Origin of the sequence: Thalassomonas sp. RHCl1 (assembly GCF_947387555.1) — a bacterium.
In the GTDB taxonomy this organism is placed as follows: Bacteria; Pseudomonadota; Gammaproteobacteria; order Enterobacterales; family Alteromonadaceae; genus Thalassomonas.
Genome location: NZ_CANDNZ010000014.1, coordinates 1 through 15,528, shown reverse-complemented (window position 1 = coordinate 15,528; position 15,528 = coordinate 1). Strand labels below are relative to the sequence as shown.

At 45.1% G+C, this 15,528-nt stretch carries 11 protein-coding genes; 8 read left to right on the top strand and 3 right to left on the bottom strand.

The features are described 5' to 3' along the window. Window positions 1-155: 155 nt before the first annotated feature. The 3 genes from QL234_RS26065 to QL234_RS26055 form a co-directional block, all read right to left on the bottom strand. Entirely contained in the window at window positions 156-584 is a 429-nt protein-coding gene (locus tag QL234_RS26065) for a prepilin-type N-terminal cleavage/methylation domain-containing protein (RefSeq protein ID WP_044835944.1), read from the bottom strand. A 493-nt stretch (window positions 585-1,077) separates the two neighbouring features. Further along, window positions 1,078-1,968, bottom strand: a complete 891-nt coding sequence (gene nadC / locus QL234_RS26060; RefSeq protein ID WP_281560689.1) for a carboxylating nicotinate-nucleotide diphosphorylase — start codon at window positions 1,966-1,968, stop codon at window positions 1,078-1,080. A gap of 3 nt (window positions 1,969-1,971) precedes the next feature. After that, a complete protein-coding gene (locus QL234_RS26055; RefSeq protein ID WP_281560688.1) occupies window positions 1,972-2,490 on the bottom strand; it encodes a TIGR02281 family clan AA aspartic protease in 519 nt (172 codons plus the stop codon). A 38-nt stretch (window positions 2,491-2,528) separates the two neighbouring features. On the opposite strand from QL234_RS26055, the gene ampD reads away from it, so the two are divergent. From ampD to acnB, 8 genes are all read left to right on the top strand, one after another. Continuing rightward, a complete protein-coding gene (gene ampD, locus QL234_RS26050) occupies window positions 2,529-3,116 on the top strand; it encodes a 1,6-anhydro-N-acetylmuramyl-L-alanine amidase AmpD (protein WP_281560687.1) in 588 nt (195 codons plus the stop codon). 46 nt (window positions 3,117-3,162) lie between these two features. Next, complete coding sequence (gene ampE / locus QL234_RS26045) at window positions 3,163-4,161, top strand: beta-lactamase regulator AmpE (protein WP_281560686.1); 999 nt, start codon at window positions 3,163-3,165, stop codon at window positions 4,159-4,161. A gap of 306 nt (window positions 4,162-4,467) precedes the next feature. After that, the gene (pdhR, locus tag QL234_RS26040) at window positions 4,468-5,244 is read left to right on the top strand and encodes a pyruvate dehydrogenase complex transcriptional repressor PdhR (RefSeq protein WP_281560685.1); all 777 of its coding nucleotides are present in this window, start codon (window positions 4,468-4,470) and stop codon (window positions 5,242-5,244) included. Between the two features lie 125 nt (window positions 5,245-5,369). Continuing rightward, window positions 5,370-8,045 (top strand): pyruvate dehydrogenase (acetyl-transferring), homodimeric type, encoded by a 2,676-nt coding sequence (gene aceE, locus QL234_RS26035; protein ID WP_281560684.1) that lies wholly within the window; start codon window positions 5,370-5,372, stop codon window positions 8,043-8,045. A 26-nt stretch (window positions 8,046-8,071) separates the two neighbouring features. Continuing rightward, entirely contained in the window at window positions 8,072-9,748 is a 1,677-nt protein-coding gene (aceF, locus tag QL234_RS26030) for a dihydrolipoyllysine-residue acetyltransferase (protein WP_281560683.1), read from the top strand. A 230-nt stretch (window positions 9,749-9,978) separates the two neighbouring features. After that, the gene (lpdA, locus tag QL234_RS26025; RefSeq protein WP_281560682.1) at window positions 9,979-11,409 is read left to right on the top strand and encodes a dihydrolipoyl dehydrogenase; all 1,431 of its coding nucleotides are present in this window, start codon (window positions 9,979-9,981) and stop codon (window positions 11,407-11,409) included. Window positions 11,410-11,770: 361 nt separating this feature from the next. Next, on the top strand, window positions 11,771-12,106 hold the full coding sequence (locus QL234_RS26020) for a hypothetical protein (RefSeq protein WP_281560681.1): 336 nt from the start codon (window positions 11,771-11,773) through the stop codon (window positions 12,104-12,106). Between the two features lie 216 nt (window positions 12,107-12,322). Next, window positions 12,323-14,920: a bifunctional aconitate hydratase 2/2-methylisocitrate dehydratase gene (gene acnB / locus QL234_RS26015; protein WP_281560680.1), complete on the top strand. Its 2,598-nt coding sequence runs from the start codon at window positions 12,323-12,325 to the stop codon at window positions 14,918-14,920. Window positions 14,921-15,528 lie beyond the last annotated feature (608 nt).

Genomic DNA, 15,528 nt, shown 5'->3' with positions numbered 1-15,528 from the left:
ATAATTTTCTTTAACTTGAGTGTAACGTATTTTTATTGGAATAAACAAAAATGCGTCAAATATGCTAAGGCTCGATCGATAACTTGAAATACAGAGCGGGAAAACAATAAAAGCTCCTTGCGGAGCTTTTATTGAGTGAGCGGTTGTTAACTCAGTTAACAGACACCGCTGGCTATACAGGTTCCTGTTTGCGCCCAGGTCAGAGAATTTGAGCTGATGGTTGGCGTCAGGATATAAGTTGATGAGCCGCTGTCTGAGCCGGTTGCGGTTACCACAGCCGTTGTTGCTGTGATCACAACAGAGGCAACTTCACCACCCGCTTCGGCATCTGCCTTAACTGCGCCAATTTTTGCGTAAGTATCGCAGTTGGCTAAATTACCGTTGCCACGAGTCTGGAAACAGACGTCGATGGCGCTCCTAACTGAAGATGCTGCTAACACCACTTCTGAGAATCTGGCTTTTTCTGTATAGCTCTGATAAGCCGGTAGAGCAACAGCAGCCAGAATGCCGATTATGGCGACAACGATCATTAATTCAATTAAGGTAAATCCTTTTGATTTCTTCCGAGTCATAATTTTTCTCATAATAGGCAGTCCTAATTTTATTACGGGGGCTGATTTAATACTGCGCTATAAATTTCAATATGTAAAATTATGTTGCGGCTTTTTTTTAATATCGCTAGAAAAATGAGTGATTTAACTAGGGGTTAACTTTTTTTTATTGGCTTATTAAGAACTTAGAGATGTTTTTTACAAGGAAAGGTCGGGCATAAAATCGCATTTTTCTTTGCATAAAAGATAAAGATTAGTTAACTAGTACTGAGCAGAAGACTTTTTTGGATAGGACTGGACGAGTTTTTCTTATATAAGAGAAGAAGCGTTATTCTATCCTGAATGAATGGTAGGTCACGTCTTATTTACAAGGAAAGGGAAGAACAGGAGTTATATTCAGGATGAATGGTAGGTCACGTGTTCATGGAAGAACAGGAGTTATATTCAGGATGAATGGTAGGTCACGTGTTCATGGAAGAACAGGAGTGACCATCTCCATTGCTTTGATTGCCTTATTATAGAAAGGTTATGAAAAACGCATCGATAAATCTATGGCATGCACATGTTTGGTTAAGGCGCCGGAAGAAATATAATCGACACCTGCTTTTGCATATTCCCTGAGGGTGGCCAAGGTCATATTGCCCGAAACTTCCAGCTTGCTCCGGCCATTGTTTAAGGCAACGGCCTGCTCAATCATTTCTGTGGTGAAATTGTCGAGCATAATAATGTCAGCTCCGGCCGTTAACGCTTGTGTTAACTCATCCAGGCTTTCTACTTCAACTTCCACCTTTTTATCCGGGTGGTTGCGCTTGGCCGTAGTCACCGCATTATTAATACCACCGCACGCGGCGATATGATTTTCTTTAATTAGGAACGCATCAAACAAACCAATTCTGTGGTTGACGCCACCGCCGCAGGTTACGGCATATTTTTGTGCGCTGCGCAGACCGGGTAAGGTTTTACGGGTATCAAGCAATTTAGTGTTTGATTCGGCTAATTCCCGCACATAAGTGCTGGTGACCGTTGCTGTGCCGGATAAGGTTTGCAGAAAATTTAGGGCGGTGCGCTCACCTGTGAGCAGGGTTCTGGCGCTGCCGGATAGCTCACATAAAACACTGTTGGCTTTGATCAATTGGCCGTCATTGGCAAACCAGGTGATATTTGTCGTCTCTCCCGTGTGCTGATCCAATTGGTTAAAAACTTCATTCAGCCACTCTACGCCGCAAAGGATGCAGTCTTCCCGGGTGATAATGGTCGCGACAGCTTTATTTTCTTGCGGGATCAGGGCTGCGGTGATATCCAGGCCGTTATGCCATTGAGTATCAGTACCCGTTTGGCTGAGATCCTGGCCAAGATCTTCGCTTAATGCCCAGGAAACCGTGTTTTTGATGTCGTGTTGCAGCTCAGGTGAAAGCATGTGTTATTGTTCTCGTAAAATTAATTGTTTACCGGTTTGCAGGAATTCTACTTTTTTTAAGGCGCTCATGCCTAATAGAATTTCATCCCCTTCCATCCCCGGGTTGATGTGCGCCCTTACATTATAAAGAAAAATATTGCCGATACTAAGCAGTTCTATCTTGGTTTGATAAACTTTTACAGTGCCGTTGGCGGTTTGTACCGGGTAACTGCCAAAAGTCGGTAAATTTAACTGCTCGGCGACAGTCGCCGGGATCGAGACTTCGGTGGCGCCGGTGTCGAGCAGAAAAGTGACCGGGTGCTCGTTAATCTCTCCCCGGGTCAGGTAATGGCCATAACGGTTTTGCTTCAGGTATACCTCGGCTTTCCCTTGGGCGCTTAACGCATATTCGGGATTGCTGTTGGGGTTGATTTGCTCGTCGAGGATATCCTGGAAAACAAACACTAAAATAGCCAGGGCAATCAACCAGGCGAGCCAGACAAAGTATTTGCCTATTTTGTTTGTCGCATCAACTTCAGTCATAATAGCCTTACCACTTTTAACTAACTTGTTGTTATTGTATGACGTCTGACGCCAATAACCTATTTGAAATTAACAATGGCTGGCTGAATTTTGCCGAGCAGCAAAAATCTCCGCATTTTACCCCGAGAGAAGATGTGACCGACATCAGTTTATTGGTGGTGCACAACATCTCTTTACCGCCCGGTCAGTTTGGCGGTCCTTATATTACCGACTTATTCTTAGGACGGCTGGACGGGGATGCCGATCCTTACTTTCAGGAGATATACCAGCTCAGGGTCTCTGCCCATTGCCTGATCCGCCGGGACGGCAGCATAGTGCAATATGTTTCCTTTAACGATAAGGCCTGGCATGCCGGAGTTTCTTCGTTTGAGCAAAGGGAAAAATGTAATGACTTTTCTATTGGTATCGAGCTGGAAGGAACTGACGAGCTGCCCTATACCCGGGAGCAATATCAGCAGCTGGTCTGCTTAGTGGCAAAACTGCAAGAAACCTACCCGTTAATTAGTCATAATAACCTGGTGGGACATTGTGATATTGCTCCCGGGCGAAAAACCGATCCCGGCCCCGCTTTTGACTGGGATTATTTTCGTAACTGCTTGCAATCAATGAAAGAAAGTTCACAATGAACTTAAGGCTGTCTCAGCTTTACAATAATAACAGACAGGAATTCAGATGAGCTTAATTAGTTTATTAATCGCATTAGCCGCCGAGCGCTATTTATCGTCGTCATTCTGGCAGTTCAATTCTTATTACCAGCGTTATACGCAGTTTATCCGCCGTACCCGGTTGCTGGAATCCGGCCTGCTCAGCGCTCTGGGAACTTTGGGGCTGATTTTCCTGCCTGTTGCTGCGGTATATGGCCTGCTTTGGCTGATAGATGACAGTTTATTGCATTTGATTTTTTCTACCGTCATTTTGATCATCTGTTTTGGTTGTATCAAGACCAGGAGCAGCTATAAAAAGTATTTAATGGCGGCATACCGGGGAGAGATGAGCAGCTGTGAATTGATGCATGCGCAATTACGCAGCGACAAGAATTTACCTGAGATGGGCTTTGGCCAGACCCTGGTTTGGCTTAACTATCGTTATTATATTGCTATTATGCTTTTTTTCATTTTCCTGGGGGCTCCTGGAGTGGTGTTTTACCGCTTAGTGTCGACCCTGGCTGAAAATCCCGGTGATGATCAGAGCAAGCCCGGCACCGACGATGATATGAGTGAAGAACAGCAAACGGCTCAGCAAGAAGGGCAGGCTGCGAATCTTGAAGCCGGAGCCGAAGAAAGTATCGCTACAATAGCTGAAGAAACAGCCGAAGCCGAGATGGAAAAAGCGGATATTGAGATACAGCAAGGGCTTATCAGTGATGCCGTCAGTCCTTGCCAACAGTTTTTATTCTGGCTTGACTGGATACCGGTACGTTTAACCTCCTTTGGTTATATGCTGGTAGGGCACTTTTCCAAAGCCTTGCCGGTGTGGCTGGAAAGCTTGTTTGATTTTAGTAAGCAGCCCAGTGCCATTTTGGTGGATGTTGCACAAAAATCTGAAGACTTAATGGTCGACAGTGAAGATTGCACTGCAGAGCCTTGTTTGCTGGTAAGGTTGGCAAAGCGTAATCTGTTATTGTTACTGGCAATTATCTCTGTATTAACCTTGTCGGGTGTGATCAGTTAACCTTAAAACCCGCTGTTAGTGCTGAAATCCCCTTAGTCTTTTCTTTTTAGCTGATTGGTCTGACCAATCAGCTTTTCGAACATTTGTTTAAAGTTATTGCTCTAATATAGTTGTTGGCAAAATAAGCTTTTTAGTCTAAATTTCTAAGATTCGCTTTTTTACTGTGGCAGTAATAGCGCTATTTTTTTGTCTTGAATGATATTGGTAAGACCAATTTACCATGGTTTGAGTTGTTCTGGTAAATCCCCTATAATGGCTGGCGTTAAGGGAAATTATTCGTGCTTCACCTTGTTGAGAAGAGTATAAATGACAACAACCAGGCTTAAACAACCGCTGAAACAGGCAAAGTTATCGGATGTGATCCAGTCGCAACTGGAAACAATGATTTTAGAAGGTAGCTTGTCACCGGGTGAGAAGTTACCGCCGGAGCGGGAATTGGCAAAACAGTTTGATGTTTCACGCCCGTCGTTGCGTGAAGCGATCCAAAAGCTGGAAACAAAAAACTTAGTTGTCCGCAAGCAGGGAGGCGGCACCTTTGTCAGCAATAATATTTTATCGGGCTTATCCGATCCCCTGTTTGAGTTGATGTCGAAAAATAATGAATCTCAGTTTGATTTATTGGAATTTCGTCACGGTATTGAAGGCATGTCGGCTTATTACGCTGCGATGCGCGGCACAGAAGCTGACTTTACCGAAATTCAAAATAAACATGACAACATAGGTAATGCCCAGTTAGAGGACGATTACCATCTGGAAGCCAAAGCGGTATTTGAGTTTTATCTGGCGATTTGCGCCGCTTCGCATAATGCCATTATTTTGCATTTGGCCCGCAGTATGTCGTCATTATTGATCGATAACATAGAGCAAAATTTAACGATCCTGGCAAAACGACCGGATATATTTGCCAGAATTACCGATTACCGAAAACGCTTGCTTGATGCCATTATTAGTGGTCAGCCACAAAGAGCCTGGGGCGCCAGCCACCGGCACTTGGCTTTTATCGAAGAAGTATTATTGAAGTTATCACAAGAGAACAGCCGCATGGAAAGATCCATGCGCAGAATGCAAAGAACTGAACTTTAGTCCCGTTTATCCGGAGATTTAATTCAGAAAAAATATTCGTTGGTTAGAGTTAAAAGGAAAGTTAACTCGTTTTAATCAATACAATTTTAATTATTAACATAACAATCGGAGACTAAGTAATTACTATGTCTGAACTCCCAAATATTGATATTGATTCGTTGGAAACCCAGGAGTGGTTAGAGTCAATGGAGTCTGTGCTGGAAAATGAAGGTCCGGAACGCGCTCATTACTTATTAGAAAGATTAATCGACAGCGCCCGCAGAAGCGGCACCCATTTACCTTTTGACGCCACCACTGCGTATGTTAATACCATACCTCCCGGACAAGAGCCTCATATGCCGGGTGATCAAACGATTGAAGCCCGTATCCGTGCGGCAATCCGCTGGAATGCCCTGGTACTGGTATTAAGAGCATCGAAAAAGAATTTAGAGCTGGGCGGCCATATCGGCAGTTTCGCTTCTTCTGCCATGTTATACGATGTCGGTTTTAACCACTTCTTTAAAGCGGCGTCTGAAAAAGACGGCGGCGATTTTATCTTCTCTCAGGGGCATATTTCCCCGGGTATCTACAGCCGTGCCTTCCTTGAAGGACGTTTGACTGAAGAGCAAATGGATAACTTCCGCCAGGAATGTGACGGTAAAGGTTTATCTTCTTACCCGCATCCGCACCTGATGCCGGACTTCTGGCAATTCCCGACGGTTTCTATGGGTTTAGGTCCGTTGCAGGCGATTTATACCGCCCGTTTCCTTAAGTACCTGACCGACCGCGGTATCAAAGATTGCTCTGGCCAGCGTGTATACTGCTTCCTGGGCGACGGTGAAACCGATGAGCCTGAATCCTTAGGTGCTATCGGTCTGGCTTCCCGTGAAGGTCTGGATAACCTGACTTTTGTGATCAACTGTAACCTGCAGCGTCTTGACGGCCCTGTACGTGGTAACGGCAAAATTATCCAGGAGCTTGAAGGTACCTTCCGCGGCGCAGGCTGGGAAGTGGTGAAAGTGATCTGGGGGAGTTATTGGGATGCGTTACTTGCCCGTGATACTTCAGGTAAGTTACTGCAGCTGATGAATGAAACCGTTGACGGTGAATACCAGAACTGTAAAGCCAAAGGCGGCAAATATACCCGTGAAAACTTCTTTAACAAGTATCCGGAAACTGCGGAAATGGTTGCGAACATGTCCGATGAAGACATCTACCGCTTAAACCGTGGCGGTCACGACCCGGTAAAAGTTTACGCTGCCTATAAAAAAGCGATGGAAACTAAAGGTCGTCCTACCGTTATCCTGGCAAAAACCGTTAAAGGTTTTGGTTTAGGAGCCGCCGGTGAAGGTTTGAATATCGCCCATAACGTCAAGAAAATGGATGTTGAGTCGATCAAGTACTACCGCGACCGCTTTAATATGCCGGTATCTGACGATCAAATCGAAGACTTGCCTTTCTACCGCTTCCCGGAAGACAGTGCCGAATACAAGTACATGAAAGAGCGCCGTGAAGCCCTTGGCGGTGACCTGCCGGCACGTCGTGAGCAGGCAGAAGAACATCTGGAAGTGCCGCCGCTGAAAGCCTTTGATGCCATCTTAAAAGGCTCGGGTGAGCGTGAAGTCTCTTCTACCATGACTTTTGTCCGGGTATTAAACAGCCTGTTAAAAGATAAGAAAATTGGTAAGCGTATAGTGCCTATTATCCCTGATGAAGCCCGTACCTTTGGTATGGAAGGTTTATTCCGTCAGGTAGGTATTTATGCTAACGAAGGGCAAAAATACGTGCCGCAAGATGCCGATCAGGTGGCTTATTATCGTGAAGATAAGCAAGGCCAGGTATTGCAGGAAGGTATTAACGAATTAGGCGCCATGGCATCTTGGGTGGCTTCAGGTACGTCATACTCTACCTGTAATGCGACCACGATTCCGTTTTATATCTATTACTCCATGTTTGGCTTCCAGCGTGTCGGCGATTTAGCCTGGGCCGCCGGTGACAGTCAGGCGCGTGGCTTCTTATTAGGTGCTACCGCCGGCCGAACCACCTTAAACGGTGAAGGATTGCAGCATCAGGATGGTCACTCTCATGTTCAGGCGGGTCTGATCCCTAACTGTGTGACTTATGACCCGACCTACGGTTATGAAGTTGCTGTGATTGTGCGTGAAGGTTTACGCCGCATGTATGAAGAAAATGAAAATATCTTCTTCTACCTGACATTGATGAATGAAAACTACCAGCATCCGGCCCTGCCGGAAGACGGTGATGTTGCAGAGCAAATCATCAAAGGTATTTATCAGTTAGAGCGTGTTGAAGCGAAAGCTGCCAAAGCCAATGTTCAGCTGATGGGCTCAGGTACCATCCTGCAGCAGGTACGTGAAGCTGCGCAGATTCTGGCCAATGATTTCAACATTTCCAGTGATGTTTACTCGGTAACCTCCTTTAACGAACTGGCCCGTGACGGTCAGGAAGTGACCCGCTGGAACATGCTGCACCCGGAAAGCGAGCAAAAAACGGCATATATCTCTAACGTGATCACCGCAGATAAAGGCCCGGCCATTGCTGCGACTGACTACGTGAAAAACTACTCGGATCAGGTACGTGCCTATATTGATACCGAATACCGGGTATTAGGTACCGACGGTTTCGGCCGCAGTGACAGCCGCGCCAACCTGCGTCAGCATTTTGAAGTAGATCAGAGCTATATCGTGGTTGCTGCCTTGTTTGAGCTGGCAAACCGCGGTGAAGTTGAGCGCTCTGTGGTAGCCGACGCTATCAAGCGTTTCAATATCGATACCGATAAACTTAACCCGCTTTATGCTTAATCAGTGGCTAGATAAGGAATAAAAATATGTCTGATATTCAACAAATTCTAGTCCCTGATGTCGGGGGCGACGAAGTCGAAGTGATCGAGATTTGTGTTGCCGTAGGTGATGCCATCGAAGCGGAAGACGCGATTGTCACCGTAGAAACCGATAAGGCGTCTATGGATATTCCGGCCCCTATGGCAGGTGAAATCTCGGCGTTAACGGTACAGGTTGGCGATAAAATAAAACAAGGCGATGTCCTTGGCGAAATCAAAGCCGCCGGTGCAAGCCCGGCTGCTGAGCCTGCCGCTGAAGCGCCAGCTGCCAGTGCACCTGCTCCGGTAGAAGCTCCGGCACCAGCGACCGAAGCGCCAGCTGCTGCCGCCGCTCCGGCCGCAACCGCCAGTGAAGTTATTGATGTACATGTGCCGGATATCGGTGAAGACGGTGAAGTTGATGTTATCGAAATCCTGGTTTCTGTCGGTGATGTTATTGCTGAAGAAGACGGCCTGATCACGTTAGAAACCGATAAGGCGACCATGGATGTACCTACACCGCATGCAGGTACGGTAAAAGAGATCTTTGTTGCCAACGGCGACAAGGTTAAGCAGGGCTCTTTGGTGATCAAGCTGGAAACTTCTGGCGGTGCACCTGCGCCGATTGAAGAACCGGTTGCGGCAGCGCCTGCTCCGGCGCCTGCTCCTGCGGCCCCTGCACCTGTTGCTGCGCCGGCGGAAAAGAAAGCCGCGCCTGTGCCGCATCATCCTCAGGCGGGTGAAATCGTCAACAAAGGGTCTATTTATACTTCACCTTCGATTCGCCGCTTAGCCCGCGAATTTGGTGTTGATTTGGCTTTAGTAAAAGGTACCGGCCGTAAGGGACGTATTTTAAAAGAAGATGTTCAGTCTTATGTCAAATACGAGCTTTCCCGTCCGAAAGCCACCGCCAGCAGCTCAGTGAGCGGCGGCGCCGGTGGTTTGCAGGTAATTGCCCAGCCGAAAGTCGATTTTGCCAAATTTGGTGAAATTGAAAGTGTGCCGTTAACCCGTATTCAGAAAATCTCCGGACCTAACCTGCATCGCAACTGGGTGACGATTCCTCATGTCACTCAGTTTGATGAAGCAGATATCACAGACGTGGAAGCTTTCCGTAAAGAGCAAAATGTCGTTTGTGAGAAGCAAAAACTTGGCTTTAAGATCACGCCTTTAGTGTTTATCTTAAAAGCGGCTGCCGATGCCTTAAGAGCTTACCCGGTGTTTAACTCAAGTTTGAGTGAAGACGGTGAGCACCTGATTATGAAGAAATACTGTCATATCGGTGTCGCTGTTGATACGCCAAACGGTTTGGTAGTACCTGTGGTACGTGATGTTGACCAAAAAGGTATTCATCAGTTATCGAAGGAATTACTGGAAATCAGTAAAAAAGCCCGTGAAGGTAAGCTTAAAGCCGCCGATATGCAAGGCAGCTGTTTTACCATCTCCAGCCTGGGCGGCATTGGCGGTACAGCTTTTACTCCTATCGTGAACGCACCTGATGTTGCTATTTTAGGGGTATCCAAGTCGGATATGAAACCTAAATGGAATGGCAGCGAGTTTGTGCCGCGGTTAATGTTGCCGCTGTCTTTATCTTATGATCACAGGGTAATTGACGGTGCACTGGCAGCGCGCTTTAGCGTGCATTTATCCGGTGTGATGTCCGATATCAGAAAACTGGTATTGTAATCAGTTAATTGATGAAAATGTTTGGCAAAATGAAAGCTAGAGCGTTAGTTTTCATTTTCGCCAACATAAATTGATTAAAAGATAGCGATTATTGTCGACATTCAGTAAACTTGCCACCCAGAAAACAAGACTTTGAACTGGTCTGCATTGGGTCAGTAACTGGATGAATTTTGTGAACTGCCTGCCAAAGTGAAGTTCACTATAAAAAGTAAATTAATTTTGAGGTTAGCATGAGTAACGATATCAAAACTCAGGTAGTAGTGTTAGGTGCGGGTCCCGGTGGTTATTCTGCAGCATTTCGTGCCGCAGATTTAGGTTTAGATGTAGTATTGGTAGAAAGCCGTAAAACATTAGGCGGTGTATGTTTAAACGTAGGTTGTATCCCGTCTAAAGCATTATTACATGTTGCGAAAGTTATTGATGATGCAAAAGCAATGGCAGACCACGGGGTAACCTTTGGCGCGCCACAAATTGATTTAGATAAAATCCGTAGCTGGAAAGACAGCGTTATTGCCCAGTTGACCGGTGGTCTGTCTGGCATGTCCAAGCAACGTAAAGTAAAAGTAGTTGAAGGTTACGGTAAATTCACCGGTAGCAACACTTTAGCCGTTGAAGGTGCTGACGGTACTACCAACATCACTTTTGATAATGCCATTATCGCTGCCGGCTCTTCGGTAGTAGATCTGCCTTTTATTCCAAAAGACGACGAGCGTGTAATCGACTCTACCGGCGCATTGGAATTAAAAGATGTTCCGGGTGAAATGCTGGTATTAGGCGGTGGTATTATCGGTCTGGAAATGGGTACCGTATATAACGCTTTAGGCTCTAATGTATCTGTAGTTGAGTTTGCCGACCAGTTAGTGCCTGCAGCCGATAACGATATTGTTAAGATCTATACCAAGTACAACAAGAAAAACTTCAACATCATGTTATCTACCAAGGTAGTTGCCGTTGATGCTAAAGACGATGGTCTGTACGTAACCTTCGAAGGTAAAAACGCACCGGAAGGTCAGGTACGTTACGACAAGATCTTGGTTGCCGTTGGTCGTAAGCCGAATGGCCACTTAGTTGCCGCCGATAAAGCCGGTGTTAATGTTGATGAGCGTGGTTTCATCAATGTGACTAACGAGTTGCGTACTAACGTTAATCATATCTTCGCCATCGGTGATGTTGTTGGTCAACCTATGCTGGCGCATAAAGCGGTACATGAAGCCCATGTTGCTGCTGAAGTTATTGCCGGTAAGAAACACGTTTTCGACCCGCGTTGTATTCCGTCAATCGCTTATACCGATCCGGAAATGGCTTGGGTAGGTGTTACCGAGCGTGAAGCAAAAGAGCAAGGTTTGAATATTGAAACAGCTAACTTCCCATGGGCTGCTTCTGGTCGTGCTATTGCTTCTGCCCGTACCGAAGGTAAAACTAAGCTGATTTTTGAAAAAGAAACTGGTCGTGTTTTAGGTGGTGCTATTGTTGGTATCAATGCCGGTGAAATGTTAGGTGAGATTTGTCTTGCAGTAGAAATGGGTGCCGATGCGGAAGATGTTGGTTTAACTATTCACGCACACCCAACCTTAAATGAATCAATCGGCTTAGCGGCTGAGATCTTTGAAGGTTCAATTACGGACTTGCCAAATGCCAAGGCCGTAAAGAAGAAAAAGTAAAATAACCCGGTTATTTTAACTTAAAACAAAAGCCAGCAACTTGCTGGCTTTTTTGTACATGGAAGTATTTCAGTTTATTTGCTCCAGGCATAAGCTAAGTACCGACATCCTGTCAGTAATCCTGCGGTTTCATGGATGAAGAAGAGCAAGGGTTGTACATGGAAGTATTTCAGTTTACTTGCTCCAGGCATAAGCTAAGTACTGACATCCTGTCAGTAATCCTGCAGCTTCATGGGTGAAGAGGAGTAGGGATTGTATATGGGCGTAAGTATCCAGCGATTTCATGGATGAAAAATAGCTGGGTTGCTTTCTGGAAGAAATGTTAATATGCCTTAAGTGGTTTTGATTTAAAGGACAAGGTATGCGTCTAGTTGCAATAGTTTGTATGGTGTTTTTGCTGGCAGCCTGCAGTAATACTGCTAAAAACAATGGGCAACCGCAATGGGACTTTGATCATCATGTGCAATTTCAGCAAAAAGACCTGGGTGATAACCGCTATCACATCAAGGTAGTGTCCACCTCTAAAACCCGCTTTAGCCAGCTGGCCACTTTTTTAATGCGTAAGTCGTTAAACATCTGTCAAAGCTACGGCTTTAAAATAGAAGTGCTCAAAGGGGTGGAAGGGTTTAATGATCGCCGTTCGTTTCCCAACCTGATCATGGATTCGCTTGCGGCGAATGTCGAGTGCAAATCTTAATCTGAGATTTATCCTGTCGAACTTAAGTTTGATGATAATCATTATCATTTGTATTTATTGGTTTTATATCTACTATAACTCTTATTTATAATAGCTATAAGTCTTGTGATTATCTTCGCCATTCAATTTCCTGGCTGGATCGCGTATAATCTTGCCGAAATTTTCTTATAAAATAGATACCTCTTAAGTGTATCTCATATCATAAAGGTGAACGCCGTGCTTCAAGATTATCGTAAACATGTTGAAGAGCGTGCGGCTGAAGGAATTGTACCTAAGCCGTTAGACGCTGAACAAGTAGCTCAGTTAGTAGAGCTCATCAAGAATCCACCAGCAGGTGAAGAAGCGTTTCTATTAGAATTACTAGCCGATCGTATTCCTCCGGGAGTTGACGACGCCGCTTATGTGAAAGCAGGGTTTTTAGCCGCTATTGCTAAAGGTGAAGCAAGCTCACCTATTTTAGATGCTGCCCGTGCCACTGAATTATTAGGCACTATGTTAGGTGGTTATAACATCCAACCTATGATTGACCTGTTAGACGATGCAGCCAATGCTGAAATCGCCGTTAAAGGTTTATCTAAAACTTTATTAATGTTTGATGCTTTCCATGATGTTAAAGAGAAAGCCGATGCCGGTAATGCACACGCCAAAGCTGTTATGCAGTCATGGGCCAATGCTGAGTGGTTCCTGAACAAGCCAGCCGTTGCTGAAAAAATTACTGTTAAAGTCTTTAAAGTGACCGGTGAAACTAACACCGATGACTTATCTCCGGCACCTGATGCCTGGTCACGTCCGGATATCCCACTTCATGCTAAAGCCATGCTGAAGATTGGCCGTGACGGTATCAACCCTGACGACGACGGCACTATCGGTCCTATTGCTCAAATCGAAGAGTTACAAAAAGACGGTATCCCACTAGCCTATGTTGGTGACGTTGTTGGTACCGGTTCATCACGTAAGTCGGCAACCAACTCAGTGTTGTGGTTTATGGGGGATGATATTCCTCATGTACCGAACAAGCGTGGTGGTGGTGTTTGTTTAGGTGGTAAAATTGCTCCTATCTTCTTCAACACCATGGAAGACTCTGGCGCCTTACCTATCGAATTAGATGTGCAAGCCATGAACATGGGCGATGTTATTGATATCTTCCCATACGAAGGTGTGGTTAAGCGCTCTGGCACCGATGAAGTGATTTCTACTTTTGAATTAAATTCAAATGTATTACTTGATGAAGTACGTGCCGGTGGCCGTATTCCACTGATCATTGGTCGTGGCTTGACTGGTCGTGCCCGTGAAGCTTTAGGCCTGGAAGAGTCAGACATTTTCCAGAAGCCTGTTGATGTTGCCGATACCGGTAAAGGTTATACCTTAGCGCAGAAAATGGTAGGTAAAGCTTGTGGTGTTACCGGTATTCGTCCGGGCCAATATTGTGAGCCGAAAATGACTACTGTTGGTTCTCAAGATACTACAGGTCCTATGACCCGTGACGAACTTAAAGACTTAGCTTGTTTAGGTTTCTCTGCTGATTTAACCATGCAGTCATTCTGTCACACTTCCGCTTATCCTAAGCCGGTAGATGTACACACGCACCACACGCTGCCTGATTTCATCATGAACCGTGGCGGTGTTTCACTTCGCCCTGGTGACGGTGTTATCCACTCCTGGTTAAACCGTATGTTATTACCTGATACTGTTGGTACCGGTGGTGATTCTCACACCCGTTTCCCATTAGGTATCTCTTTCCCGGCGGGTTCTGGTTTGGTTGCTTTCGCTGCAGCTACCGGTGTTATGCCTCTTGATATGCCTGAATCAGTACTGGTTCGTTTTAAAGGTGAAATGCAGGAAGGTATCACTTTACGTGATTTAGTACATGCCATCCCTTACTACGGTATCAAGCAAGGTCTGTTAACGGTAGAAAAAGCAGGTAAGATCAACGAGTTCTCTGGTCGTGTATTAGAGATTGAAGGTCTGGAAAGCTTAACGGTGGAGCAGGCATTTGAATTATCTGACGCCTCTGCTGAACGTTCGGCTGCCGGTTGTTCAATTAAGTTATCTGAAGATTCAGTTGCAGAATACCTGAATTCTAACATCGTGATGTTGAAGTGGATGATCAGCGAAGGTTACGGTGATGTGCGCACTATCGAACGTCGTATCCAGGCGATGGAAGCCTGGTTGGCCGATCCTAAGCTGATGACGGCTGACAGTGATGCAGAATACGCCCACGTCATTGAAATCGATCTGGCTGATATCAAAGAGCCTATCGTTTGTTGTCCAAATGACCCGGATGATGCCAAGCTGCTTTCTGAAGTTGCCGGTGATCAGGTTGATGAAGTCTTCATCGGTTCTTGTATGACTAACATCGGTCACTTCCGTGCCGCTGGTAAGTTATTAGAGAAGTTTGGTGGTGTTTTATCAACCCGTATGTGGGTTGCTCCGCCGACTAAAATGGACCGCGACCAGTTAACCGAAGAAGGTTATTACTCTACTTACGGCAAAGCCGGTGTTCGTATTGAAACTCCGGGTTGTTCATTATGTATGGGTAACCAGGCACGTGTTGCGGAGAAATCTACGGTATTGTCTACTTCAACCCGTAACTTCCCGAACCGCTTAGGTAATGGCGCCAATGTTTACCTGGCATCGGCTGAGCTGAGTGCGGTAGGTGCTATCTTAGGTCGCATCCCAACGCCGGCTGAGTATCAGGAATATGCTAAGCAAATCGATGCAACCGCTGCTGATACTTATCGTTACCTGAACTTCCATAAAATGGAACAGTACACGAAAAAAGCTGATAATGTGATCATGCAGGTTGAAGCTTAATTATTATTTTCTTTTAAAAGAGAATAATTGATAAAAACGCCGCTTTTTAGCGGCGTTTTTTTATGGTTTATTTTTATAGATTCTTTTTCAGCAGAGGTTAAAGAAGCTGAATTATTGCAACTCAAACTGAAAATTAAATGAGCTGAAAGCGGCATATCAAGGGTTTATAGAGAGTTTTGTCTGAATTTTGAGCGGTCAAACAATTAAATGAAAATAAAGCTTGATCTAAAAGTAAAACTGTCTAAAATGCGCATCCACTTCCACGGGGCAGCCCAACGAAGTGTTTTGATAAGTTTAGTTGATGGAAACCTTAACTAAACGGTCAACAAAACTTTGAAAAAAGATGTTGACATCAAAACTGAGAAGCGTATCATGCGCATCTCGCTTGAGACAAGGTCTTAAGCAACAACGGTTAACGAATGCGATTAATCGTTTCATCTTCTTTCGAAGATAAGTTCTTTAAAAATTAGTTATCATGCAATTTGTGTGGGCACTCACGTTAATGTTGATTTTACATAGTCCTTCGGGACAAAAAATAAACTTAATGATGAATGACACACAAAACTATTATTCATAGTTTTACGTTTATTTTCACTTTTTAAAAGTGA